Here is a 22,492-nt window from a genome sequence, read left to right as displayed (position 1 = left end):
GGTGTAGAAGCGCGCCGCTTGACGGGCCTCCGCCCCAGTCCCCACCTTACACGCGTACGCGTAAGGAACCGCACGACTCTCATGCAGCTTGTCATCGTCGAATCGCCCGCCAAAGCGAAAACCATCGAGAAATATCTCGGCAAGGATTACCGGGTTCTGGCCAGCTATGGCCATGTCCGCGATCTGCCCGCGCGCGACGGATCGGTGAACCCCGATGAAGGGTTCTCGATGGAGTGGGAGGCCTATGCTGACAAGTCGAAGCAGCTGAAGGCGATCGCCGACGAGGCGAAGAAGGCGGACCGCCTGATCCTCGCGACCGACCCGGATCGCGAAGGCGAAGCGATCAGCTGGCATGTGCAGGAAGTGCTGCGCAACAAGAAGGCGCTGCCGAAGGAAGTTGAGCGCGTTACGTTCAACGCGATCACCAAGCCGGCGATCCTGCACGCGATGGAGCATCCGCGTGATCTGGATACCGACCTGATCGACGCATATCGCGCCCGCCGCGCACTCGACTATCTCGTGGGCTTCACCCTGTCGCCGGTGCTGTGGCGCAAGCTGCCCGGCGCCAAATCGGCCGGCCGCGTCCAGTCGGTCGCACTGCGGCTGATCGTGGACCGCGAGCGCGAGATCGAAGGCTTCACCGCGCAGGAATATTGGTCGGTAATCGCCGACATGGAGGCCGACGGCACGCTGTTCCAGGCGCGTCTGGTCAAGTGGAAGGGCGAGAAGCTCGATCGCCTCTCGATCGGCGACCAGGGCAGCGCCGAGGCCGCGAAGAAGGCGGTCGAGGAAGGCCGTTTCACGGTCGTCTCGGTCGAGACCAAGCCGGCGATGCGCAACCCGCCGCCGCCCTTCACCACCTCGACCCTGCAGCAGGAAGCGGCACGCAAGCTCGGCTTCTCGGCCAGCCATACGATGCGGATTGCGCAGGCGCTCTACGAGGACGGCGCGATCACCTATATGCGTACCGACGGCGTCCAGATGGACTCCTCGGCCATCCAGGCCGCGCGCAAGGCGGTGGCGGAGCGCTATGACGGCAGCTACGTGCCGGACAAGCCGCGCCAGTACCAGACCAAGGCGAAGAACGCCCAGGAAGCGCACGAGGCGATCCGCCCGACCGATTTCAGCAAGGATCGCGCCGGTTCGGGCGATCATGCCCGGCTGTACGATCTGATCTGGAAGCGCGCACTGGCCAGCCAGATGGCCTCGGCGCGGATGGAACGCACCACCGTCGACCTCGCGGACGGCACCGGCCAGTATGGGCTGCGCGCCACTGGCCAGGTGGTGCTCTTCCCCGGCTATCTCGCGCTCTATGAAGAGGGCAAGGACGACGAGGGCGACGAGGACAGCCGCCGCCTGCCGCGCATGTCCGAAGGCGCGTCGCCCGCGAAGAAGGCGGTCCACGCCGAACAGCATTTCACCCAGCCGCCGCCCCGCTTCTCCGAAGCATCGCTGGTCAAGCGGCTGGAGGAGCTGGGCATCGGTCGCCCCTCCACCTATGCCTCGATCATTCAGGTGCTCAAGGACCGCGCCTATGTGCGTGTCGAGAAGAACCGCTTCTTCGCCGAGGAGAGCGGTCGCCTGTTGACCGCGTTCCTCGAACGCTTTTTCGAGCGCTATGTCTCGTTCGACTATACGGCGGGCCTCGAAGAGGAACTGGACGACGTATCCGGCGGCCGTGCCGCATGGCAGGCGGTGCTGGAGGCATTCTGGCGCGACTTCAAGCCGCGCACGGCCGAGGTGATGGAACAGAAGCCGTCGGACATTACCGCGGCGCTGGACCAGTTTCTCGAATCCTACCTGTTCCCCGCCAAGGCGGACGGCAGTGATCCGCGGCTGTGCCCCAATTGCGGCGTCGGCAAGCTCGCCTTGCGCGGCGGCCGGTTCGGCGCCTTTGTCGCGTGCTCCAACTATCCCGAGTGCAAATATACCCGTCGCTTCGCCCAGCCCGGCGGCGAGGCCGGGGAGGATAGCGGGCCGGAGGTGCTCGGGACCGACCCCGACACCGGCCTGCAGGTGGAGCGCAAGGTCGGCCGGTTCGGGCCCTACATCCAGCTGGGTGACGGCAAGGAAGCGCCGCGTGCGTCGATTCCCAAGGACATCGACCTCGATCTCGATTGGGCGCTGAAGCTGCTGAAGCTGCCGCGTACGATTGGCGACCATCCGGAAACCGGCAAGCCGATTACCGCGTCGATTGGCCGCTATGGCCCCTATCTGGCGCATGACGGCAAGTACGCGCGGCTCCAGTCGACCGCCGAGGTGTTCGAAACCGGCATGAATGCGGCGGTGGTGAAGCTCGCCGAGGCCGCATCAGGCGGCGGCCGCGCGCAGCGCGGGGCGAGCCGCGATCCGCTGAAGGTGCTGGGCAAGCATCCGCGCACCGAGGCCGAGATCAAGCTGATGGATGGGCGCTATGGTGCCTATGTCACCGACGGCGAGACCAACGCCACGCTGTCCAAGACGATCGACAAGGACCAGCTCACGCTGGAGGAAGCGGCCCAGCTGATCGACGCCAAGGCAGCGGCAGGCCCGGCCAAGGGCAAGGCCAAGAAGAAGGCGCTGGCAAAGAAGGCGGCTGCGCCCAAAAAGGCGCCGGCGAAGAAAAAGGCTGCCGCGAAATAGCGGCAATGCCCGGCGTCAGGCGGCGCGGCTGTCCAGGCCGCGCAGCCAGGCGCGGGCGGCCTTTTGCGCGTCGATGATTTCGCGGGCGGTCATGTCTTCGGCGATTTCGGCGCGGCATGCCTGCGCCGGCTCGCTGCCGGTCATCGCCGCGATGTTGAACCACTTGTGCGCTTCGACAAGATTGATGGGCACGCCTTCGGCGCCGCTGGAATAGACGACGCCAAGGTCGAAACAGGCATCTGCATTGCCGCGGGCCGCATCGCGCAGCCGACTCTCAATCAGGAATCGCGCACTCTTCAGGCTGTTGGCCACGTCGCTTACCCCTAGTTAATCTCCCATGACGGAGAAAATGCAGGGAAGCTGCAAATAAATGGTTAACGCCGTTAACCGTAATTGTTCAGGGTGTCTGATGCGGCTGGCGCGGCCGTTCTTGCCGCGTGGATTTCATCCCAGCGGAATATTGTCGATCAGCCGGGTGGCACCGATTCGAGCAGCGGCGAGCAGCCGGGCAGGGCGGTCCGGCTGTGGCGCGCCCAATGTCTCCGCATCGGCGAGCACGACATAATCGACGTCGAACCCGGCGGCCGTCAGCGTGTCGCGCGCATGGGCGAGGGCGGCCTCGACATCGCCGCCATCGCCGATGGTCTTGGCTGCGGCACCCAATGCGCGCGGAAGCGCCACGGCGCGGGCGCGATCTTCCGGCATCAGATAGGCATTGCGCGACGACAGGGCGAGGCCGTCATCCTCGCGCTGGGTAAGCACGCTGGCGATTTCGATCCCCATGTCGAGATCGGTCGCCATTCGGCGAATGACCTGCAGCTGCTGCCAGTCCTTTTCGCCGAACAGCGCGATGTCGGGCCGGACTTGGTTGAACAGCTTCGAGACGACCGTCGCCACCCCGTCGAAATGGCCAGGCCGGTGGGCGCCATCGAGCACTTCGCTTACGCCCGACACTGAAACGGTGGTGGCAAACCCAACCGGGTACATCACCTCGACCGGCGGCATCCAAAGCAGGTCAACGCCCGCGGCGGCCAGCAGGCGCGAATCGGCCTGTTCGCGGCGGGGATATTTGGCGAGATCCTCATTCGGCCCGAACTGCATGGGGTTCACGAAGATCGACACGACGACCCGGTTGGCAGCGCGCTTTGCCGCCTCCACCAGCGCCATATGCCCGTCATGGAGCGCCCCCATGGTGGGCACCAGCGCCACGCGCGCGCCTTCACTGCGGAACGCAGTCAGCGCTTCGCGAAGGGCATCGAGTTGGCGGACGGTTTGCACGCTTGGGCACTTTCGATATGAACGGAAGTGCGGCCTTCTATGGGGGGGAGGCGGCGTGATCAAGTAAAGGAATTAGTGCGTTGAATCAGCCCGCGAAACGCCTGCACGTGTTGGTGTTCGCCAACGAAAAGGGCGGCACCGGCAAGTCGACGACGGCGGTGCACGCGGCAATCGCGCTGGCCGCCAAGGGGGCACGAGTCGCCTGTTTCGACCTCGACCATCGCCAGCGGACCATGGGCCGTTATCTCGACAATCGGCTTGCGACGATTCGCCGCACCGGTCGCGATCTGCCGATGCCGGTCTATGAGACGCATGACGGCGAAAGCATGGACTTCTTCACCGAAACGCTCGACCGGCTCGGCGAGGGAACGGATTTCCTCGTCATCGATACGCCGGGCCGTGACGACAAGTTCGCGCGCATCTCGGTGACCAATGCAGATACGCTGGTCACGCCGATGAACGACAGCTTCGTCGATTTCGATCTGATCGGCCAGGTCGATCCCGATACCTTCCGGGTCACGCGGCCCAGCTTCTATTCGGAGCTGATATGGGAATCGCGCAAGCGCCGCGCCAAGGCGGATGGCGAGACGATCGACTGGGTGGTGCTGCGTAACCGCATGCAGCATATCGAGGCGCGCAACATGAAGCGCGTTTCGGAGGCGATCGACCAGCTTTCCAAGCGCGTCGGCTTCCGCGTCATTTCCGGCCTGTCCGAGCGCGTGATCTATCGCGAGCTGTTCCCGCAGGGGCTGACGATGCTCGATTCGCGCGAATTCGGTGAAATGGGCCTCAGCCATGTCGCTGCGCGGCAGGAACTGCGCGAGATGATGGCGGGGCTCGCCCTGCCCGACGTGCCCGCACCGCTCTTCGCCTGATGGGCAAGCTGCTTGTCGCGGCGCTGCTGGCGTGGCTGGTCTGGCAATATTGGCTGAAACCCCGGCCTCGCCCGCTTCGCCCGCTGGCTGAGGAAGAAGCCCGCGCGTTGCTGGGCGTGGGGCCCGATGCTGGCCCGGAAGAGATTCGCGCCGCCCATCGGCGGTTGGTCGCGGCGGTGCACCCGGACAAGGGCGGTTCAGCGGAACTGACTCGCCGCATCAACCAGGCGCGCGACACGCTGCTCGGCTGAAACGCCCCTTTGATCCTTGGGCTTGCAACTTCTGGCGCACTCGCGGATTAGGCGCGCATTCCATTCCGGGAGGGCATGATGACGCATCGTTTCGACCCCACTTCGCTGCGCGAGTATGACATTCGCGGAATTGTGGGGCAGACGCTGGGGCCGGATGACGCCCGCGCAATCGGTCGCGGCTTCGCGACGCTGCTCCGCCGCGCAGGCGGACGTCGGGTTGCGGTGGGCCGGGACGGCCGGGTTTCGTCGCCGATGCTCGAAGCCGCGCTGGTCGAAGGGCTGACCGCCTCGGGCTGCGACGTGATGCGCGTCGGCATGGGGCCGACGCCGATGCTATATTATGCCGAGGCAACGCTGGAGGTGGATGGCGGCATCCAGATTACCGGCAGCCATAACCCCGGCAATTACAATGGCTTCAAAATGGTGTTCCAGCACCGCTCGTTCTTTGGCCAGGACATTCAGACCCTGGGCAAGATGGCGGCGGAAGGCGATTGGGACGAAGGCGATGGCAGCGAAACCGTCACCGATGCCGACCTTCTGGACCTGTATGTCGGCCGCCTCGTCGCCGGCTATGCGGGCGGCACCTATCGGATCGGCTGGGACGCGGGAAACGGCGCCGCCGGTCCCGTCATCGAAAAGCTGGTGAAGCTGCTGCCGGGTGAGCACCATACGCTGTTCACCGACGTGGACGGTAATTTCCCCAACCATCATCCCGACCCTACCGAGGAAAAGAACCTCGCCGATCTGAAGCGACTTGTCGCCGAGAAGAATCTCGATTTCGGACTGGCGTTCGACGGTGATGGCGACCGGCTGGGCGCGATCGACGGACAGGGGCGGGTGGTTTGGGGCGACCAGCTTCTCTCCATTCTGGCTGAACCTGTGCTGCGGGTGGAGCCGGGGGCCACTATCATCGCCGATGTGAAGGCCAGCCAGGCGCTCTATGACCGGATCGCCGAACTAGGCGGCAATCCGGTGATGTGGAAGACCGGCCACAGCCTCATCAAGACCAAGATGAAGGAAACCCATGCGCCGCTCGCCGGCGAGATGAGCGGCCACATCTTCTTCGCCCAGGATTATTATGGCTTCGACGACGCGCAATATGCGGCAGTCCGGCTGATCCAGGCGCTGCACGTGATCGGCAAGTCGCTGAACCAGCTGAAGGACGAAATGCCGGCGATGGTCAACACGCCGGAAATGCGTTTCCAGGTCGATGAGAGCCGCAAGTTCGCGGTGATCGACGAAGTGCTCGACCGGCTGGAGGCTGAGGGTGCCGAGGTCAACCGCACCGACGGCGCGCGCGTGAATACGGCCGATGGCTGGTGGCTGCTCCGTGCGTCCAACACCCAGGACGTGCTCGTCGCCCGCGCTGAGGCGAAGAGCGCCGAGGGACTGGACCGGCTGATGGCGCAGATCGACGCCCAGCTCGCCGCCAGCGGCATCGTTCGCGGGCCGCAGGCAGGCCATTGAGGCTCTAGCGTCTGTCCTCGCCCCCGCCCGCCGCGCGGGAGGGGGCGATTGCCACCTTTCGACTGGCAATTCGCGGCGAAAGCGCCCACATCGCCGGCATGGCTTCGCCACCCCCTTCGATCATTCGCGTCATCGACCTGGAAACCACTGGCGACAAGCCGCCTGCCCATGCCGTCTGCGAGATTGGCTGGCAGGATGTCGTGCTGGGTGCCGATGGCCGCTGGGAACTTCATGGCGAGGGTGGCAGCCGCCTCGTTAATCCCGGGCGACCCATCCCGCCGCTGACGATGGCCGTGCACCATATCCGCGACGAGGATGTCGCCGACGCGCCCTGGTGGCATGACGTCGCCCGTCAGATCCTCGATCCGTGGCCGCGCCGGCTGGCGCTCGCTGCCCACCGGGCGAGCTTTGAGGAGCAGTTCTGCACGCCCGCGATGACGCGTGGCATCGATTGGATCTGCACATGGAAATGCGCGCTGCGGCTATGGCCGGACAGCCCGGGATTCTCCAACCAGATGCTGCGCTACTGGCGCCGCCCCCATGGGCTGGAGCACGAACGCGGTCTTCCGGCGCATCGCGCCTTTCCTGACGCCTATGTGACCGCCCACCACCTGCGTGATATGCTCAACGAATCGAGCGTCGCGCAGCTGGTCGAATGGTCGAAGCAGCCTGGGCTGTTGCCGCGCGTCCGCTACGGCCCCGATCGCGGCAAGGAATGGAGCGAAATCGACGACGATTCGCTCGAAGGGTTCCTGACCGACCGCGACGAGGACATCCGCTTCACTGCCGAAACCGAACTTGCGCGCCGCCGCGGCGGCGGCCCCGTGGGCCGCGATTCGGGGACGCAACGGCTGTTGTTCTGAACGTGGCGCTCAGCGCTTGCCCGCGAGCAGGCGCCGCGTCCCCTCCAGAACCCATCCGAACACCAGATGCGAAGCGGCGCCATATACATGGGTGGCGATCGGCGTTTCGGTGGGGGCGGGGGCAAGCCCCAGGGCCGGGGATGCCGCCTCATCGAGCAGCGCGGAGGTGACGACGCCATAGGCGCTGCCAAAGCCCGAGCTTGCTTCGGGGCGATATTCGGTCAGCACGCCATATATGCCGCCCAGCACGCCGCCGACGATGTAATGGACGGCGCTGCCCGCCTCGGCACGATGGTCTTCCGGCACCGGGGCACCAGTCACGATTTCGCTTACCGCATCAGCGGCCTTTACCGTCGCGGGGTCGGCGTCACCCTCGGGCTGCGGCAGCAGCATACCGGCGCGCGCCTGAAACGCGGCCATCGCCGCTGACGCCACCAGACCGGCGGCGACACCGGCGATCAGGCCGACAAAGGGACGCGGATTGCCTGCCATCAACTGCTCCATCTTCGGCGTGAGGCGCATCAATAGGCGATGCGCGTCACCTTGACCTTATCCTTCGCCAGGAATGCCTGGACGCTCTCCGCGCCGGCGAGATGACCGGCGCCCACTGCCACAAACACCGTTCCCGGCTTTTGGAGCCGCGTCTCGATCCATTTTGCCCAGCGGCCATTGCGATCGCTGAGCAAAATCTTGGCAATTTCGGGCGTGTCCTTCATGCCTTCATTGATCGTGGCGGCCAGCGCTTCGGGGTCGCCGGCGGCCCATTGGTCGATCATCTTGGCCAGTTCGGTGCCCAGCGTGGGATAGTCGTCGATCGCGGAAACGAGGTAGCGCAGCTGCAGCTCGTTCGACATGCCGGCGAAATAGCCAACTTGCTGTTCTGCGGTTTCGAGGCCGAGGATTGGCTTGTTCGCTGATTTCGCGGCATGGGTGAGCGTACGTTCGACGCCGCTGTTCGGATCATAGCCGAGCTTGGGCAGCCCCGCGACGCTGAGCGTGATTCCCGCCAGCCAAGGTTTGAAGCTGTCAAAGGCTGCTGGCGGCACGCCGATATCGGCCATTGCCTTCACATAGGCATTGCGCTTGGCCTCTGGCAGTTGCTCGACGATCGGCTTGGCGCCAGGCGCCAGTGAGGTCTGGGTAATGAGCTGCTGCATCGTCGTCGGATCCGGCTCGACCAGCTCCAGCACCAGTTCGTCGCTCTTGTCGAACGCGGTCTTCACGGCGTGGTCGAACCAGCCGATGCCGGGCTTCAGCACATGCACGGTGCCGAACAGATAGATGGTCGTGTCCGCATCCTTCACCACCCACAGCGCCGGATGCGCCGCGCCGATCTGGACGGCAGGTGCAGCCGGGGCGGCGGTCTGGGCGCCGGCGGCGGGGGCAAAGAGCAGCGCCAGCGGCGCCGCGGCAGTCAGCAGAAACTTCAGCATCGTCCATTCCCCCGTCGATTGGCCCGGCAACGCGCAGGGCGGGTGCTCAGCCCTTCAGGCGGGCGGCATGCCAGGCGACATGTTCAGCCAGAAAGGTTGAGACGAAGTAATAGCTATGATCATAGCCCGGCTGAAGCCGCTGGGTCAGCGAAACACCTGCATCGGCACAGGCTTTTTCGAGCAGTTCGGGGCGGAGCTGCTCGTTCAGGAACGGATCGGCCGTACCGGTATCGACCAGCAGTTCAGGAAGCCGCGCGCCATCCTCGATCAGCGCGACGGCGTCATGGGCGCGCCACGTGGCGCGGTTCTCGCCCAGATAGCCGGCCAGGGCCTTCTGCCCCCACGGCACCTGCGACGGTGCCACGATCGGCGCGAAGGCCGATACGCTGCGAAACCGGCCGGGGTTGCGCAGGCCGATGGTCAGCGCGCCGTGGCCGCCCATCGAATGACCGGTAATGCCTTCCCGGCCGAGGTCCGCCATCGGGAACTGCTCGGCGATCAGCGCCGGCAGTTCTTGCTCGATATAGCGCCGCATGCGGAAATGCTGCGCCCAGGGCGCCTCGGTCGCGTCGACATAGAAACCGGCGCCCTGCCCGAAGTCATAGGCGCTGTCGTCGGGCACGTCTTCGCCGCGCGGCGAAGTGTCGGGCGCGATGAAGATCACTCCCGCTTCGGCGCAGGCGTGGCGATATTCGCCCTTCTCCGTCACATTTGCATGGGTGCAGGTAAGCCCCGACAGATACCAGAGCACCGGCAGCTTTGCGTCCTCGTCGTGCGGGGGCACATAGACCGAAAAGGTCATTGGCGTGCCGGTGGCGGCGGAGGCATGGCGATACACGCCCTGCACACCGCCGAACGCCCGGTTGGTCGACAGCGTCTCCATCAGGTCCGCTCGCGGAACAGCGCGCAGATTTTGTTGCCGGTCGGGTCGCGCAGATAGGCGAGGTAGAGCGGCCCGAACGCGTTTTCGCGCCAGCCCGGCGGGTCCTCGGACGCGGTACCGCCATGGGCGAGGCCGGCGGCGTGCCAGGCATCGGCCGCCTCGGTGCTCGCCGCGCGGAAACCGAGCGTGCCGCCATTGGCGTAGCAGGCGGGTTCGCCGTTGATCGGCTTCGTCAGCATGAACAGCCCGTCCGGCTGCATGTAGATCAGGCGGCCCTTGGGATCGAGCCGGCCGGGTGCGATCCCCAGCGCGCCGAGCGCCGCATCGTAAAAAACCTTGGATGCCTCCAGATCGTTGGCGCCCAGCATCACATGACTGAACATGGTCTTTCCTCCCCTCAGTACACGACGACGCTGCGGATGCTTTCGCCCGCATGCATCAGGTCGAAGCCCTTGTTGATCTCTTCCAGCGTCAGGACGTGCGTGATCATCGGGTCGATCGCGATCTTGCCGTTCATGTACCAGTCGACGATCTTCGGCACGTCGGTCCGGCCTTTGGCGCCGCCGAATGCGGTGCCCTTCCAGACGCGGCCGGTGACCAGCTGGAAGGGACGGGTGCTGATTTCCTTGCCCGCCTCTGCCACGCCGATGATGATCGATTCGCCCCAGCCGCGATGGCAGCATTCGAGCGCGGTGCGCATCACCTCGGTATTGCCGGTCGCGTCGAAGCTGTAGTCGGCGCCGCCGTCGGTCAGCTCGACCACCTTGGCGACGATCTGCTCGCGCGACATGCCCTTGGTGTTGAGGAAGTGGGTCATGCCGAACTTGCGGCCCCATTCCTCGCGGTCCGGATTGACGTCGATGCCGATGATCTGCGCCGCACCCGCCAGCCGGGCGCCCTGGATCACGTTGAGGCCGATGCCGCCCAGGCCGAACACCACGACCGTCTCGCCCACCTGCACCTTGGCGGTGTTGACCACCGCGCCGACGCCGGTGGTGACGCCGCAGCCGATATAGCAGCTCGTCTGGAACGGCGCGTCCTCGCGGATTTTCGCAACCGCAATCTCGGGCAGCACGGTGAAGTTCGAGAAGGTCGAGCAGCCCATGTAATGGAAGATCGGCTGGCCCTTGTAGCTGAACCGGGTGGTGCCGTCCGGCATCAGCCCCTTGCCCTGGGTGGCGCGGATCGCGGTGCACAGGTTGGTCTTGCCCGAGAGGCACGACTTACACTGGCGGCATTCCGGCGTGTAGAGCGGGATCACGTGATCGCCGGGCTTAACGCTGGTGACGCCGGCGCCCACTTCGCGGACGATGCCGGCGCCTTCATGCCCGAGCACCGAGGGGAAGATGCCTTCCGAATCGAGGCCGTCGAGCGTGTAGGCATCGGTGTGGCAGATGCCGGTGGCCATGATCTCGACCAGCACTTCGCCCGCCTTGGGGCCTTCCAGATCGAGTTCGACGATCTCCAGCGGCTTCTTCGCTTCGAAGGCTACGGCGGCGCGGGTCTTCATGGCCTCTTCTCCAAGACGGTGGTTGCGCGCCTGATCCCGCAAAGCCGGAACGGTTGCAAGCGGGTTCCCGATACCGGCCCAGATACCGGCTAAGTCCGTACGTAGCTATCCGCATCGTGCGGCCCTGCCGGATGCATAAAATGCGCGGCATGAAGCGTGAGCCTTCCATGATGCCGACGCCGGGCTTTGGCGCCTCCCAGGCGCGTGAGCTGGTGCTGCTTGTCGATTCGGAAGACGAATCGCGGCGGGCGGTGCAATTGCTGCTGCATGGCTGCGGCTTCGAGGTGCGCGCCTTTTCCGCGGCGGCGGCTGCCTTTTCCGATCCCGCCCTGCGTGCGATCCGCACGCTGTTCGTCGCGCGGCATCTGCGCGACGGCGATGCCGCCGATCTGCTTCGCCGGTTTCGCCAGCTGGGCTGGGATGGGCGCGCGGTCCTGATCGCCTCGCACAGCCGCGACGAACTGGACGATGCTGCGCGCGAAGCGGGCTTCGCGGCGGTGGTGAAGAAGCCGGTCGGCCGGCTGGAACTGCTGGGGGCGCTGGCGCGATGAGGCGCGGGGCGTGATACAAATCAGCGTCGTGCTGGGCGTGCTGATTGCCGTTGCGATCACGATCGGCCGCTATATCCATGCCCTCCGCCAGCGGCTGCTCGCCAACCAGGCCGACGCCCAGCGCCGCGCGCAGGAAGCCGATGCTTTGGCGGCGGAACTGAACCTGCTGATCGACGGTGCGGTCGGCTATGCGATCTACACGGTCGATCCGCAGGGCCGCATTTCGTTCTGGAACGAGGGTGCGCGGCGGCTGCTCGGCTGGCGCGAGGCCGAACTGGCCGGGCAGGACATGACCTGTTTCTACCCCGCCACGGCGATAGCGGAGGGCAAGCCGCGCGCCGATCTCGATCGCGCGCTGGCCGACGGCAAGGTGGAGCAGGAAGACTGGCGTATCCGCCGCGACGGATCGGAGTTTCTCGCGCAGATCCTCATTACGCCGTTGCTGGGCCCGGAGGGTGCGCTGCGCGGCTTCGGCACGGTCATCCGCGACATTACCGAACAGCGCGCCAGCGAGCGTCAGGCCACCGCCAGCGCCAACCATCTGCGCTCGATCCTCGCCACCGTCATCGATGCCATGGTGATCGTTGACGAACGCGGCAACATGCTGTCGTTCAGCGCGGCGGCCGAGCGGCTGTTCGGCTATCGCGAGGCCGAAGTCGCCGGTCGCAACATCAGCATGCTGATGCCCAAGGCCGACGGCGCGCACCATGACGGCTATATCCGTCGCTATCTGGAGACCGGCGAACAGCGGATCATCGGCCGAGGGCGCACGGTGTTCGGTCTCAGGCGCGACGGCAGCACCTTTCCGATGGAATTGTCCGTCGGCGAGGCGATCACCGAGGGCGAGCGCGTCTTTACCGGCTTCATTCGCGACCTGACCGAAAAGCAGCGCGCCGAGCAGCGGATCGAGGAACTGCGCTCCGGGCTGATCCATGCTGCGCGGGTGAGCGCCATGGGCACCATGGCCTCCACCCTGGCGCACGAGCTGAACCAGCCGATCACGGCGGTAGTCAACTATATCCGCGGCGTCACCAACCTGCTCGAAGCGGGCAACCCCGATGACCTGCCGATGGTGCAGGAGGCGCTTGCCGATGCCGCCGGGGAGGCGCTGCGGGCCGGTACGATCGTGCGTCGCCTGCGCGAGTTCGTCGCCCGCGGCGAGCTGGAAAAAAGCGTCGAACATTTGCCCGACCTTGTCGACGAAGCCTGCAAGCTCGCGCTGATCGGCGCGCGCGAAAAGGGCGTTACCGTCGAGTTCGCGCTCGACCCGCAGGCAAGTCCGGTGCTGGTCGACCGGATCCAGATCCAGCAGGTGCTGATCAACCTGATCCGCAATGCGATCGAGGCGATGCAGCGCTCGGACGAACGCCGGCTGGCCTTGTCCAGCCGGCTCGACGCGCCGGGGCTGGTGCGCATGACGGTGGCGGATACCGGAACGGGTGTGGCGCCGCAGATCGCGGAGGATCTGTTCCGCGCCTTCAACAGCACCAAGTGCGACGGCATGGGGCTGGGCCTGTCGATCTGCCGCACCATCGTCGAGGCGAATGGCGGCCGAATCTGGATGGAGCCGCGCCCTGGCGGCGGCACGCTGTTTCATTTTTCATTGGTTCAGGTTCAGGAAGGGGAAGCGCCGTGAGCGACAAGCGACTGGTGCATGTGGTCGATGACGAGGATAGCGTGCGCCGATCGGCCAGCTTCCTGCTCAAGACATCGGGCTTTACGGTGCAGACTTGGGCCTCGGGCGCGGCGTTTCTGAAGGAAGTGCGCCATCTGGAGCCGGGGTGCATTTTGCTCGATGTGCGCATGCCCGAAATGGACGGGCTGGAGGTTCAGGCGGCGCTGGCGGAGCGCGGCGTGAATATGCCGGTCATCGTGCTGACCGGCCATGGCGACGTGTCGATTGCCGTGAAGGCGATGAAGCAAGGGGCGCTCGACTTTCTTGAAAAACCGCTCGAAAGCGCGACGCTGCTCGATGCGCTTGCCCGCGGCTTTGCCCGGCTAGAGTCCAGCGAGGACGTGCAGGCGCGCGCTGCCGATGCGACGACGCTTATTGCCGCGCTGACAGTGCGGGAGCGCGAGGTGCTGGAAGGCCTGGCGCAGGGTTATCCCAACAAGACGATTGCCTATGATCTTGGCATCTCGGCGCGGACGGTGGAGGTGCACCGTGCCAATGTCATGGCGAAGCTGGGCGCGCGCAGCCTGTCCGAGGCGCTGCGCATCGCCTTTGCGGCGGGCATGGGGCGCCGCTCCGTATAGAACCGGATTTCGGCGGCAGCGCAGTCCTTTAGTCTCGGCGGGTGTTGCGTACCCCCGTATCGGGAGGAAGTCCGCCATGCCGCCGGAAACGCCGCTTCGCCATCTGGCCATCCTGGCCCATCCGGGGCCGGACAGCTTCAACCATTCCGTCGCCGCTGCCTGGTGCGACGGCGTGCGCGCGTCGGGGCAAGTGGCCGAGTTGCGCGACCTCTATGCGCTCGGTTTCGATCCCGTGCTGCGCCCGGGGGCCGCGCCCGACGCTGCGCTGGCGGAGGAAAAGGCGCTGCTCCAGGCGAGCGACGCGGTGGTGCTCGTCTATCCGCTCTGGTTCGGTATGCCGCCGGCGATGATCAAGGGATATATCGACCGAGTGCTCGGCGCCGGCTTCACGGCGGACGCGATCGCCGACGGGATGGTGCCGGCCATGCTGGCGGGCAAGCATCTCGCACTTGTAAGCAGTTCAGGCGCCACCCGGCCCTGGCTTGACACGCAGGGGCAGTGGGTGGCGCTGCGTCATGCGTTCGATACCTATCTTCGCACGATATTCGGGATGGAAGATGCCGGCCACCTCCACCTTGATGCTGTGGTAGAAGGAATGCAGCCGCGATTCGCCGAGGAGCATCTGGCGCGCGTGCGCGAACATGCGCGGGCCTTGTGTGCGGAACTGCTGCGGGCGCGGCACGCCGGCCGGATGCGACGCATCCTCGCCGCGGCGGATCAGCAAGGCTGAGCGAGCAAAGGAGAGAGCGGCATGGAACGGCAAGGTTCGAACCATCTCCACCCCGAAACCGCGGGCAATCCGTTATGGGACTGGCCGGCGACCTGCATGGGCCTGTGGTGCGAAATAATGACAGCGCCCTGGTTGCTGGTGCCGCCACCGCATCACGTCAGCAAAAGCGAAGGCGAACAACTCGCCGTGCCGCAGGAGCTGGAAGAGGACGAGCGCTCTCTGTTCGCCTGAACCGCGGGCCCCGTCGGGGAAAATGGTGCTGCCGGCGAGGATTGAACTCGCGACCTCAGCCTTACCAATTTCAATTGGCATCATTTTCGTTACCGCGCTTTCATAGCCGTTTATACGAAAACATTAGTATAATCAGGCTCTTGAGGCTATCGCGTCCATCCCGTATATATCCATAGTCCGCCGTTCGTTTGATTTCACCTGGATACGAAGCGGAGACGGAAGAGATTGATTGCCTACGAATTTGGCGATCGATTATCCGGGCTGCGGAGGTTGCGATGTCAGAGCCGAGACGATTAACGAAGCGCATGATCGATGCCTGCCAGCCGGTGAAAGGACGCGTGCAGTTTCTGTGGGACGGCGAACTGCGCGGTTTCGGATGTAAGATCGAGGGCGCCGGGACGAAATCTTTCGTTCTTCAGTATCGCAATTCCGAGGCGCGCAAGCGACGAATTGTCCTGGGGCGTTATGGCGTAATTACCTTGGAGCAGGCTCGGGACGAAGCCCGTATCAAGCTTGGAGAGATCGCAAAGGGCGGAGATCCTGCCGATGATAAGCGGGCTGCGCGCACTGGCCTAACGGTCGGGGTATTGTGTGACTGGTATCTGACCGAGGCGGCCGCGGGTCGACTGCTGGGCCGCAAGCGCCAGCCGATAAAGGCGTCGACGCTCTATATGGATCGCAGTCGAGTCGAGACTCATATTCGGCCACTCGTTGGCAAGCGGCCCGTTGCAGCCCTCATTTTGGCGGACATCGAGCGGATGCAGACCGACATCGCCGATGGCAAGACTGCAAAGCCGCGGGGCGACGGCCGTGGACGCGCCACAGTCGGCGGCAAGGGAGCCGCCGCGCGGTCCGTCACAACGTTGCACAGCATCTTTGCGCACGCCAAACGGCATGGCTTAATCGAAGGCAACCCGGCCGCGGGCGTCCGCAAATTCCCGGACCAGAAGCGGACGCGGCGGCTGAGCCGCGCCGAAATCGGTGAACTCGGATCGGCGTTGCGTGAATTCAGCGACGTTGAGCATCCCGTGGGTCTTGCGATCATTCGTCTGCTGACGCTTAGCGGTCTTCGTCTGAACGAGGCACAGGGTGTCCGCCGGGATTGGGTGTGCGATGACGGCTACATCGCCTTCGGTGACACCAAAAGCGGAGCGCAGGTCAGAATTATCGGGAAAGCTGCTTTGAAGTTGCTGCGTGATCAACCGGCGCTTGAAGGCAATCCGTATATTTTTCCGTCAGATGGCGGCCAGACCCATTTTATTGCAGCGGATGGGGTTCTCGGTCGCATCTGCAAGCAACTCGGTTGGACGGACGTGACGGCGCATACTTTACGCCATACGTTCGGGAGCATCGCAGGCGAAATGGGGTATTCCGAACTGACGATCGCGGCGATGCTGGGGCATGCTGCGGGGACGGTTACGAGCCGTTACGTTCACCTCGATGAGGCGGTTCAGTCCGCGGTCGAGCGTGTTTCGGCGGCTATCGCTTCCCTACTCGATGGCGCTGTCGGTCGGCCAGCACAGCCCAATATCAACGTCTTCTCAATAGGCTCACCGACGCTACTGACGGGAGCCGGATTCGGCTTTACGGGCACGGTGACCGCTCGCCGCAGCGCCAACGCCTAAGCTCCATGGCGAGTAGACCTTTAAGAGCCTCGCGATTCTGCCCGAGGATCGAACGGTCATTCAGACTTCACACCGTAGTCGCGACGCACCGCTCACCCTCGGCGATCTTGAGACCGACGTAGTCATCCACGCCCGGCGGGGCCATGGGCGCATCGCGGCCTTCGACCGCCGTGATCGCGTCCACGAGCATCCCCGCGATCCGGTCGGCGTCACCGTCCCACCAAGGCTTTAGCCGCTCGGACAGCTCACGATGATAGTCTGACGCGTCCTCTACGTCGATCAGCAGCAGCGGCGCGAGTTCCGCCAACGCGCGGTCGGCCGACGCGAATATGCAGCGTGCGGTCGCGTAGCGCCCAGGCTGCGCGCGCTTGGTTAGCTCGCTCAAGTAGGTCACGTCCCAAGCCGCATTGCGTACCCCCGCCAAGGCGCGGTTGCGGTCCGGGGAACGGAACCCTTTGACCAGTCCGGCCCGAGGCGCCCTAGGCGACAGGAACTTCGTGCAAAACATCGCGGCCGGCCCCGCTAAGATGAATTCGTTCATCATCCAGTCGAGGAGCCTGCCGAAGCGCTCGACCGGCGACAGGCTGCCATCGAGTTCCAACGCGGTCGCCATAAGCATGGCCGCGTAGTTGCAGCGCCAGCGGTGCGGCGGGTGAGACAACGGCAAATCCTCCGGGGGGTCGGGCGCTAAGGAGGGTAGCCGGTCGGAACGGCCGACGGCGAGGTCGATCCAGTAGGTCGCGCGCTCGCCGGTGTCCGCAACGCGGAACCAGCGCAACTCCTCGTTGGCGACTTCGTCGCCCATGACCTGGGCAAGTTCATGAAACGCGAGGCCGGGTTCGATATTGATGTTCATCGCTTGGCAAAACGCCATTAGGTCAAGCGCCAGTCGGGTCGGCTTATCTTCCCGGCCGACCGAGCTATCTCGCGCTATCCTCGCCATCCGTGTGACGACGTTGCGATCCGGGAGCAGCACCGTCGGCAGGCGCTCGATCCGGTCGGCGTAGAGCATTGCCCGCACGGTGAGCAGGCCGGCGGTGGGCGGCACGAACCCAGGCGTCAGCGCCCCGGAAGCCATCAAACGCGCGCCAATCGCCTCCACGTCGTTGAACGGGAATCGGGGGTCGAGGCGGAAGAGGACGGTGGCGTCATCCTCCAGCATCATACGGCCCCTCGATCACGACAGCGCGCATTCCGAATGAAGCTCCGCGCCGACGACAGACTTAGCAATCTGAACCAAGTGCGGATGGTGTGTGAAGAACAGCACCTGGGTGGTCCGGGCGACCTCGGCGAGGACGCGGAAGCCTGCCTCGGCCCGCCGGTCGTCGAAGTTTACGAAGAGATCGTCTGCGAGGAACGGTAGGCCGACTCCTGCCGCGACAGACTGCTCTAGCGCGGCTAGCCGCAGTGCGAGGAAAAGCTGGTCGGTGGTGCCCTCGCTCATCGCGTCGACCTCGACCATGGTCCTCATGTCGTCGCGCATACCAAGAAGTCGCGGGGTGGGAGCGTCGGTGTCTACCTTAAGCGTCGCGTAACGCCCGGTGGTGAGCGTCGAGAAAAGCTCGCCGGCCCGCAGGAGCAACGGATCCTGATGCTGCTCCCGATATTTTTCGATCGCCCACTTAAGCGTCACGGCCTGAGCCCGCTTGAGGATGTAGTCCTCGGCGAGAACTTCGAGCTCCGAACGCGCCTGCTCGGCGTCGGCCGCCGCATCGACGGCGGAGGTCCCATCCGTATTGAGTGCGGCAAACGTCGCGCGCGCATCGCCATGCGCCGTAGCGGCCTCGTCGACAGCGGAATTCAGTTCTTCGAGCCGGGCGCTGAGTGACTCGATTTGGGCGGCGACCTGGTCGGGATCGGCTGCCCCGACCGCCGTCAGCAGCTCATCGAGTCTGAGGCCGTCGCCGGCCTCCAAGATCGCGCGCTCTGTCGCGGCGAGCTCATCGACCAATCCGCGCTTGGCCCGCGAGCGCTCGATCGCCGCGCCGAGCGCAACCCTGTCCGCCGAACCCGTCTCAGCGAGCAGCGGCGCCAGGGCCTCCTCGGTCGCCTTGAGCTTGGCCTGTGCCTCCTGAAGCTCGCCATGGCGCCGTCTGTCCTCGTCGTCCAAGGATCCGTTCAGCGTCGCGGCACTCCGCGCGGCCGCGAGCCGGTCGCGCAGTGAGCGCAGGCGTTCCTGAACTTCGCCCGATGGGACCCCGATCGCATCGGCAAGGCGCCCCACGGCCGCCGCATGCTCGCGCGTGTCCCGGCCAATGCCCTCGATGCGCCGGCGCAGCGACGCCTCCGAGGCGGTCGCCTCCCGCAACTCGTCGAGCAGGTCGAGGACCGCGGCACAGGCCGACACGTCGATCTCCAGACCGGCCTTGGTCAACGCCGCGCGCCACGCATCGCCGTTCGCGTCCAGCGCGACCTCGGCCGCACTCTGTCTGCGATCGAGCGCTGCCGTCTCGAGGTCGAGCTGGTCGAGTTCCGCTTGTGCGAGGAGCCGCTTGCGGGCGACATCCTCGAACTCCACGCGGCGACTCTCCGCCCTAGCGAGCACCGGCGCGATTGGACCGCCTGCGTCCGCGATGCCGAGCGCCGCACTCATTGCCGCCCGGGCGGCGTCGCGTCTGGTTTCGGACAGCTCGACGTCCGCTATGAGGTTGCGCAACTCGGCCGCTGCCCCCTCAGCGAGCTCGCGGTCCGCCTGCCAGGAGTGGAACCTGCCTGGCTCGAGCTCCGGTAGGCCTACATCGGCGAGCCGTCGCTTCCAGCTGGCGAGCGCCTCCTCGTGACGGTCCCTCGCCGACTGCGCGCGAGTTTCCGCCTGCCGATTGGCAAGATCGTGCGAGGCTCGCGTCTGTTCGAGAAGTGAGAGCCTGCCCGAGGCATCTGCGCTGGCGAACCGCGCATCAGCGCGGTCGTCCGCCGCCGCTACGCCGGTCTCGTATCCCGCAACGGCTTCAGCGGGCGCGGGCAAGGCCACGCCATTCAACAGCTGGTCGCGCAGCGGCCGCCAGAGGCGGTTACGTTCGGTCCGTACCTCCGCCAAGTCCTCCGGCGACACTGCGGCGCCGGTCGCCAATTGGGAGATCTCCAATGCCGCGGCGGCCGACTGGTCCAAGGCTCGCTGCGCGGCCTCGTCCTCCCGACGGACCTCAGCCATCAGCGCCGCCAGCGCGTCCCGGGCTTCGTGAACCTCGCTGCCGTCAACCTTTGGAAGGCGGGCCAGCGCGTCGCCGTCGCCCGTCCAGGGTGCGAGCCGCGCGAGGGTGTCCTCGGCCCGGCGCACGGCGCCGCCCAGCTTGGCCCGCGATGCATCACAGCGTGTGTCGGCATCGGCTCCAAGCGCCCGCGCGTGGTCAATGGCGGAGGTCAACTCGTCAACCGCGTCGCTGACCACTGTCGCGGCGAGCGCCGCCGCCGCACGGCCACGCCGTTCCTCGACGCGCTCCCGGTCGTCTTCGACCTGACGCATAGCCAGGCGTTGCTCACTGTCCACGCGGGCAAGTTCCCGCAGCCGAGCCGCCAGCTCGCGTTGAGGCGTCGCATCGGCGTTCCGACCGGCCTCGGCGCGAAGCCGGCGGACCGTCGCCGCGGCATCGGCATGCTCGCCCTCCAAGCCAACGAGGTCGCGTTTCGCCTTCACCTCAGCGCCCGCGTCTGCAACCAAGCGATCGATCTCATCGGCAACGCTCAGCACCTGCGGGTCAGTCGAGACCGTAGCGCGGCGGTCGGCGATGTCGGCCCGAAGCCCCTCGGCCGCCGATATCGCTCGCAAAGCCTCCTCAGCCTCCCGCACCAATTCCTCCGCAGCCGCCTCGCGCTGCCGGCCCAGGTCTACGACATTGTCATATCCAGCGAGCGTGCTGGTCTGCTCCTCGCGCCGCCGAACGAGCGGCGCGAGGCGTCGAACGCGCTCGGCGGCCCGGGATTCCGCCTGTACCGCGTCACGGTCGCGGCGAGCGGCCTCAAGCGCCTCACGGGTTCGCTCGGTGGCGGTTCGCGCGTCCGACCATGCCTTCGGCTTCAATGCGTCGTCGCGGACCGACCGCGTCGACTCTGCGAGCTGGCGTTGGGCCGCCGTGAACGTGCGGCTCCCGCGGTTGGTCGGCCCCCAGATGGCGTCGGATTCCGCCTCCAGGCGCCGCAACTCGTCGGAAACGCCGGTAAGACCGGAACCGGCGGCGAAGAGCGTCCGCCCAACATCATTTTTCGCCTCTACCATCGCCTTTCCGCCGGAGCGGAGTGCCTCCTGATCGAGACTGAAGGATAGGCCGAACGTATCCCGGGTTTGGCCACGCAGCATCCCGGCGAGCGGAGCCTCGTCGATCGGGACGTCGTCGACACCGAGGAGTGTTCCGCTAGTCCCCTTCTTTCGGCGGCACGCAAGCGTCGTCCCGCCGTCTTCCAGCACCGCGCCGACGCGGAGCAGGGAATAGTCGAAGAGGAAGTTGTAGGGCGAGCGGACGGGGAAACCAAACAGTAGGTCGGAGACGGCTGCCAAGGATGTCGTCTTGCCTGCCTCGTTCTCGCCGTAGATGACATGAAGATCGGGAATGCCTGGGCGGAAGTGCAGCTCGCAATCCTCAAAGCGCCCGTAGCGCTCGAGCGACAGGCGGGAAAAGCGCATGGTTAGCCCTCCGCCGTGAGGCGCGACCGCAACGCAGTCGACACGGTGCGGAGGACGTCCGACCAGTCGCCGCGGGCGGCGGCTAGCCGAAGCTCACCCTCATCAGGATCGCCGAGGGACGTGCTGGCCGCGAGCATAAAGCGCTCGAGGTCGCGGCTCAGCGCATCGATAAGGCCCGGGTCGTTCGTTGCCTGGTCAATCATGGCACCGAGGTCGTCGCCGACGACGAGGCCCGTGCGCGCCGGCTCGATAACTTCGACCCGGACCTTCTCGACAAACAGGTCTGGGGATATCGACGACGCGATCGCGCGGACGTCGTCGCGCAACGTCGCGGCACGATCATGTAGTGCGCCCGCGTCGGCCGTTTCGCCACGCAACGTCACGCGGGCGATCAATGATCGACCTGAGGCGTTCGCGTCGCGAAGCCCCACGAGTGCGGAGCGCAGCAAGTCCTCGACGTCATCCATTCGTACACCGGTGCAGTTCACGTCGAGACGCGCCCACCGGATAACGTCGAGGTCGATCCGCTCGATGGAGGTGACCTCGCCGTCGTCAACCACAACCAGGACGGCGCCCTTGGCTCCGGTCTCTCTGATGGTTCGCCCCTGCAGGTTTCCGGGAAAAATCACGTGTGGCTCGGTGCTGACGACCTCGAATTCGTGGACGTGGCCGAGCGCCCAATAGTCATAGCCCCGAGACTTCAAGTCCTCGACGCTGCATGGCGCATAGTCGGCATGTCCCTTGCGACCGGCCAACGCGGTATGGAGCATACCGATGTTGAACGCGTGCGGCTCGGCCGGGGGATAGGCCAAGACTAGGTTTTCGGTGACCGCCGGCGTCGAAAAGCTCTGGCCATGGACAGAAACGGAAAGCTCGGGAAGGCGATGCGTCTCGGGCCGCCGTGATCCGAACAACCGGACGTTTGGCGGCCAGGGGACCGTGCGCGAAATGACGGAAGCCGCGTCATGGTTTCCCGCCAGCAGGAACGCTGGGATGCCGGCTTGGTCCAGGCGGCCCATCGCTTTCGCGAAGTAGAGGCCGGTCCCCATGTCGCGCCAGTCGCCATCGAACAGGTCCCCGGCGATTACTACGAAATCAACGTTCTCGTCGATTGCGCACTGCACCAAGTTGTCGAACGCCGCGCGGGTCGCTGAGCGGATCTCGTCGACCGGCAGGCCCTCGTATCTCGACAAACCGTGCAAGGGGCTGTCGAGATGGATGTCAGCGGCGTGCAGAAACTTAAAGCTACTCAAGCTCATTCCCCCTTTGACCGAATAGGCGCCTCTCTTTTGAATCCCC

Annotated in this window: 21 protein-coding genes; 11 read left to right on the top strand and 10 right to left on the bottom strand. The window is 65.6% G+C overall.

Annotated elements, in window-relative coordinates; all coding sequences use genetic code 11:
* The first annotated feature begins 81 nt into the window (after positions 1-81).
* On the top strand, positions 82-2,622 hold the full coding sequence (topA, locus tag ACT53M_RS04545) for a type I DNA topoisomerase (RefSeq protein ID WP_476231770.1): 2,541 nt from the start codon (positions 82-84) through the stop codon (positions 2,620-2,622).
* A gap of 15 nt (positions 2,623-2,637) precedes the next feature.
* On the opposite strand, the gene ACT53M_RS04540 is transcribed toward topA, so the two are convergent.
* Together ACT53M_RS04540 and panC are read right to left on the bottom strand one after the other, a co-directional pair.
* Entirely contained in the window at positions 2,638-2,934 is a 297-nt protein-coding gene (locus tag ACT53M_RS04540; protein WP_476231769.1) for a hypothetical protein, read from the bottom strand.
* A 132-nt stretch (positions 2,935-3,066) separates the two neighbouring features.
* Positions 3,067-3,900, bottom strand: coding sequence for a pantoate--beta-alanine ligase (gene panC / locus ACT53M_RS04535; RefSeq protein ID WP_476231768.1), 834 nt, complete (start codon positions 3,898-3,900; stop codon positions 3,067-3,069).
* A gap of 80 nt (positions 3,901-3,980) precedes the next feature.
* Between panC and ACT53M_RS04530 the strand changes: the two genes are divergently transcribed.
* The 4 genes from ACT53M_RS04530 to ACT53M_RS04515 all read left to right on the top strand — a co-directional run bounded on the left by ACT53M_RS04530 (position 3,981) and on the right by ACT53M_RS04515 (position 7,356).
* The gene (locus tag ACT53M_RS04530) at positions 3,981-4,775 is read left to right on the top strand and encodes a division plane positioning ATPase MipZ (protein WP_476226714.1); all 795 of its coding nucleotides are present in this window, start codon (positions 3,981-3,983) and stop codon (positions 4,773-4,775) included.
* Entirely contained in the window at positions 4,775-5,026 is a 252-nt protein-coding gene (locus ACT53M_RS04525; RefSeq protein WP_476231767.1) for a J domain-containing protein, read from the top strand. The genes ACT53M_RS04530 and ACT53M_RS04525 overlap by 1 nt, the downstream gene beginning before the upstream one ends.
* Positions 5,027-5,104: 78 nt before the next feature.
* Complete coding sequence (gene pgmG, locus ACT53M_RS04520) at positions 5,105-6,493, top strand: phosphoglucomutase/phosphomannomutase PgmG (RefSeq protein ID WP_476231766.1); 1,389 nt, start codon at positions 5,105-5,107, stop codon at positions 6,491-6,493.
* Between the two features lie 98 nt (positions 6,494-6,591).
* On the top strand, positions 6,592-7,356 hold the full coding sequence (locus tag ACT53M_RS04515; protein ID WP_476231765.1) for an exonuclease domain-containing protein: 765 nt from the start codon (positions 6,592-6,594) through the stop codon (positions 7,354-7,356).
* A gap of 9 nt (positions 7,357-7,365) precedes the next feature.
* On the opposite strand, the gene ACT53M_RS04510 is transcribed toward ACT53M_RS04515, so the two are convergent.
* Genes ACT53M_RS04510 through ACT53M_RS04490 form a run of 5 tightly spaced genes read right to left on the bottom strand, consistent with a single transcriptional unit; the run spans position 7,366 to position 11,182 of the window.
* The gene (locus ACT53M_RS04510; RefSeq protein WP_476231764.1) at positions 7,366-7,848 is read right to left on the bottom strand and encodes a DUF1440 domain-containing protein; all 483 of its coding nucleotides are present in this window, start codon (positions 7,846-7,848) and stop codon (positions 7,366-7,368) included.
* Positions 7,849-7,877: 29 nt separating this feature from the next.
* Positions 7,878-8,789, bottom strand: coding sequence for a TraB/GumN family protein (locus tag ACT53M_RS04505; RefSeq protein ID WP_476231762.1), 912 nt, complete (start codon positions 8,787-8,789; stop codon positions 7,878-7,880).
* 46 nt (positions 8,790-8,835) lie between these two features.
* On the bottom strand, positions 8,836-9,672 hold the full coding sequence (fghA, locus tag ACT53M_RS04500; protein WP_476231759.1) for an S-formylglutathione hydrolase: 837 nt from the start codon (positions 9,670-9,672) through the stop codon (positions 8,836-8,838).
* Positions 9,672-10,055, bottom strand: a complete 384-nt coding sequence (locus ACT53M_RS04495) for a VOC family protein (RefSeq protein ID WP_476226722.1) — start codon at positions 10,053-10,055, stop codon at positions 9,672-9,674. Before ACT53M_RS04495 ends, fghA begins: the two co-directional genes overlap by 1 nt.
* A gap of 14 nt (positions 10,056-10,069) precedes the next feature.
* Positions 10,070-11,182 carry an S-(hydroxymethyl)glutathione dehydrogenase/class III alcohol dehydrogenase gene (locus tag ACT53M_RS04490; RefSeq protein ID WP_476231757.1) on the bottom strand — a complete coding sequence of 371 codons (1,113 nt, stop codon included), beginning with the start codon at positions 11,180-11,182 and terminating at the stop codon, positions 10,070-10,072.
* Between the two features lie 149 nt (positions 11,183-11,331).
* Between ACT53M_RS04490 and ACT53M_RS04485 the strand changes: the two genes are divergently transcribed.
* From ACT53M_RS04485 to ACT53M_RS04460, 6 genes are all read left to right on the top strand, one after another.
* Positions 11,332-11,733 carry a response regulator gene (locus ACT53M_RS04485; RefSeq protein ID WP_476231755.1) on the top strand — a complete coding sequence of 134 codons (402 nt, stop codon included), beginning with the start codon at positions 11,332-11,334 and terminating at the stop codon, positions 11,731-11,733.
* A 10-nt stretch (positions 11,734-11,743) separates the two neighbouring features.
* Positions 11,744-13,369: a PAS domain-containing sensor histidine kinase gene (locus tag ACT53M_RS04480; RefSeq protein ID WP_476231753.1), complete on the top strand. Its 1,626-nt coding sequence runs from the start codon at positions 11,744-11,746 to the stop codon at positions 13,367-13,369.
* Positions 13,366-13,989 (top strand): response regulator transcription factor, encoded by a 624-nt coding sequence (locus ACT53M_RS04475; protein WP_476231751.1) that lies wholly within the window; start codon positions 13,366-13,368, stop codon positions 13,987-13,989. The genes ACT53M_RS04480 and ACT53M_RS04475 overlap by 4 nt, the downstream gene beginning before the upstream one ends.
* A gap of 76 nt (positions 13,990-14,065) precedes the next feature.
* Complete coding sequence (locus tag ACT53M_RS04470; protein WP_476231750.1) at positions 14,066-14,719, top strand: NAD(P)H-dependent oxidoreductase; 654 nt, start codon at positions 14,066-14,068, stop codon at positions 14,717-14,719.
* A gap of 21 nt (positions 14,720-14,740) precedes the next feature.
* Entirely contained in the window at positions 14,741-14,950 is a 210-nt protein-coding gene (locus ACT53M_RS04465) for a hypothetical protein (RefSeq protein ID WP_476231748.1), read from the top strand.
* Between the two features lie 305 nt (positions 14,951-15,255).
* Positions 15,256-16,575 (top strand): tyrosine-type recombinase/integrase, encoded by a 1,320-nt coding sequence (locus tag ACT53M_RS04460; RefSeq protein WP_476231747.1) that lies wholly within the window; start codon positions 15,256-15,258, stop codon positions 16,573-16,575.
* Positions 16,576-16,642: 67 nt separating this feature from the next.
* Here the strand turns inward: ACT53M_RS04460 and ACT53M_RS04455 are convergent, their stop codons facing one another.
* Genes ACT53M_RS04455 through ACT53M_RS04445 form a run of 3 tightly spaced genes read right to left on the bottom strand, consistent with a single transcriptional unit; the run spans position 16,643 to position 22,452 of the window.
* A complete protein-coding gene (locus ACT53M_RS04455) occupies positions 16,643-17,737 on the bottom strand; it encodes a hypothetical protein (protein ID WP_476231746.1) in 1,095 nt (364 codons plus the stop codon).
* 15 nt (positions 17,738-17,752) lie between these two features.
* Complete coding sequence (locus ACT53M_RS04450) at positions 17,753-21,193, bottom strand: ATP-binding protein (RefSeq protein ID WP_476231745.1); 3,441 nt, start codon at positions 21,191-21,193, stop codon at positions 17,753-17,755.
* A gap of 2 nt (positions 21,194-21,195) precedes the next feature.
* Entirely contained in the window at positions 21,196-22,452 is a 1,257-nt protein-coding gene (locus ACT53M_RS04445) for a metallophosphoesterase family protein (RefSeq protein WP_476231744.1), read from the bottom strand.
* Positions 22,453-22,492 lie beyond the last annotated feature (40 nt).

It is taken from the genome of Sphingomonas sp. DMC6 (assembly GCF_056314225.1).
This window is presented reverse-complemented; position numbering and strand designations above follow the sequence as displayed.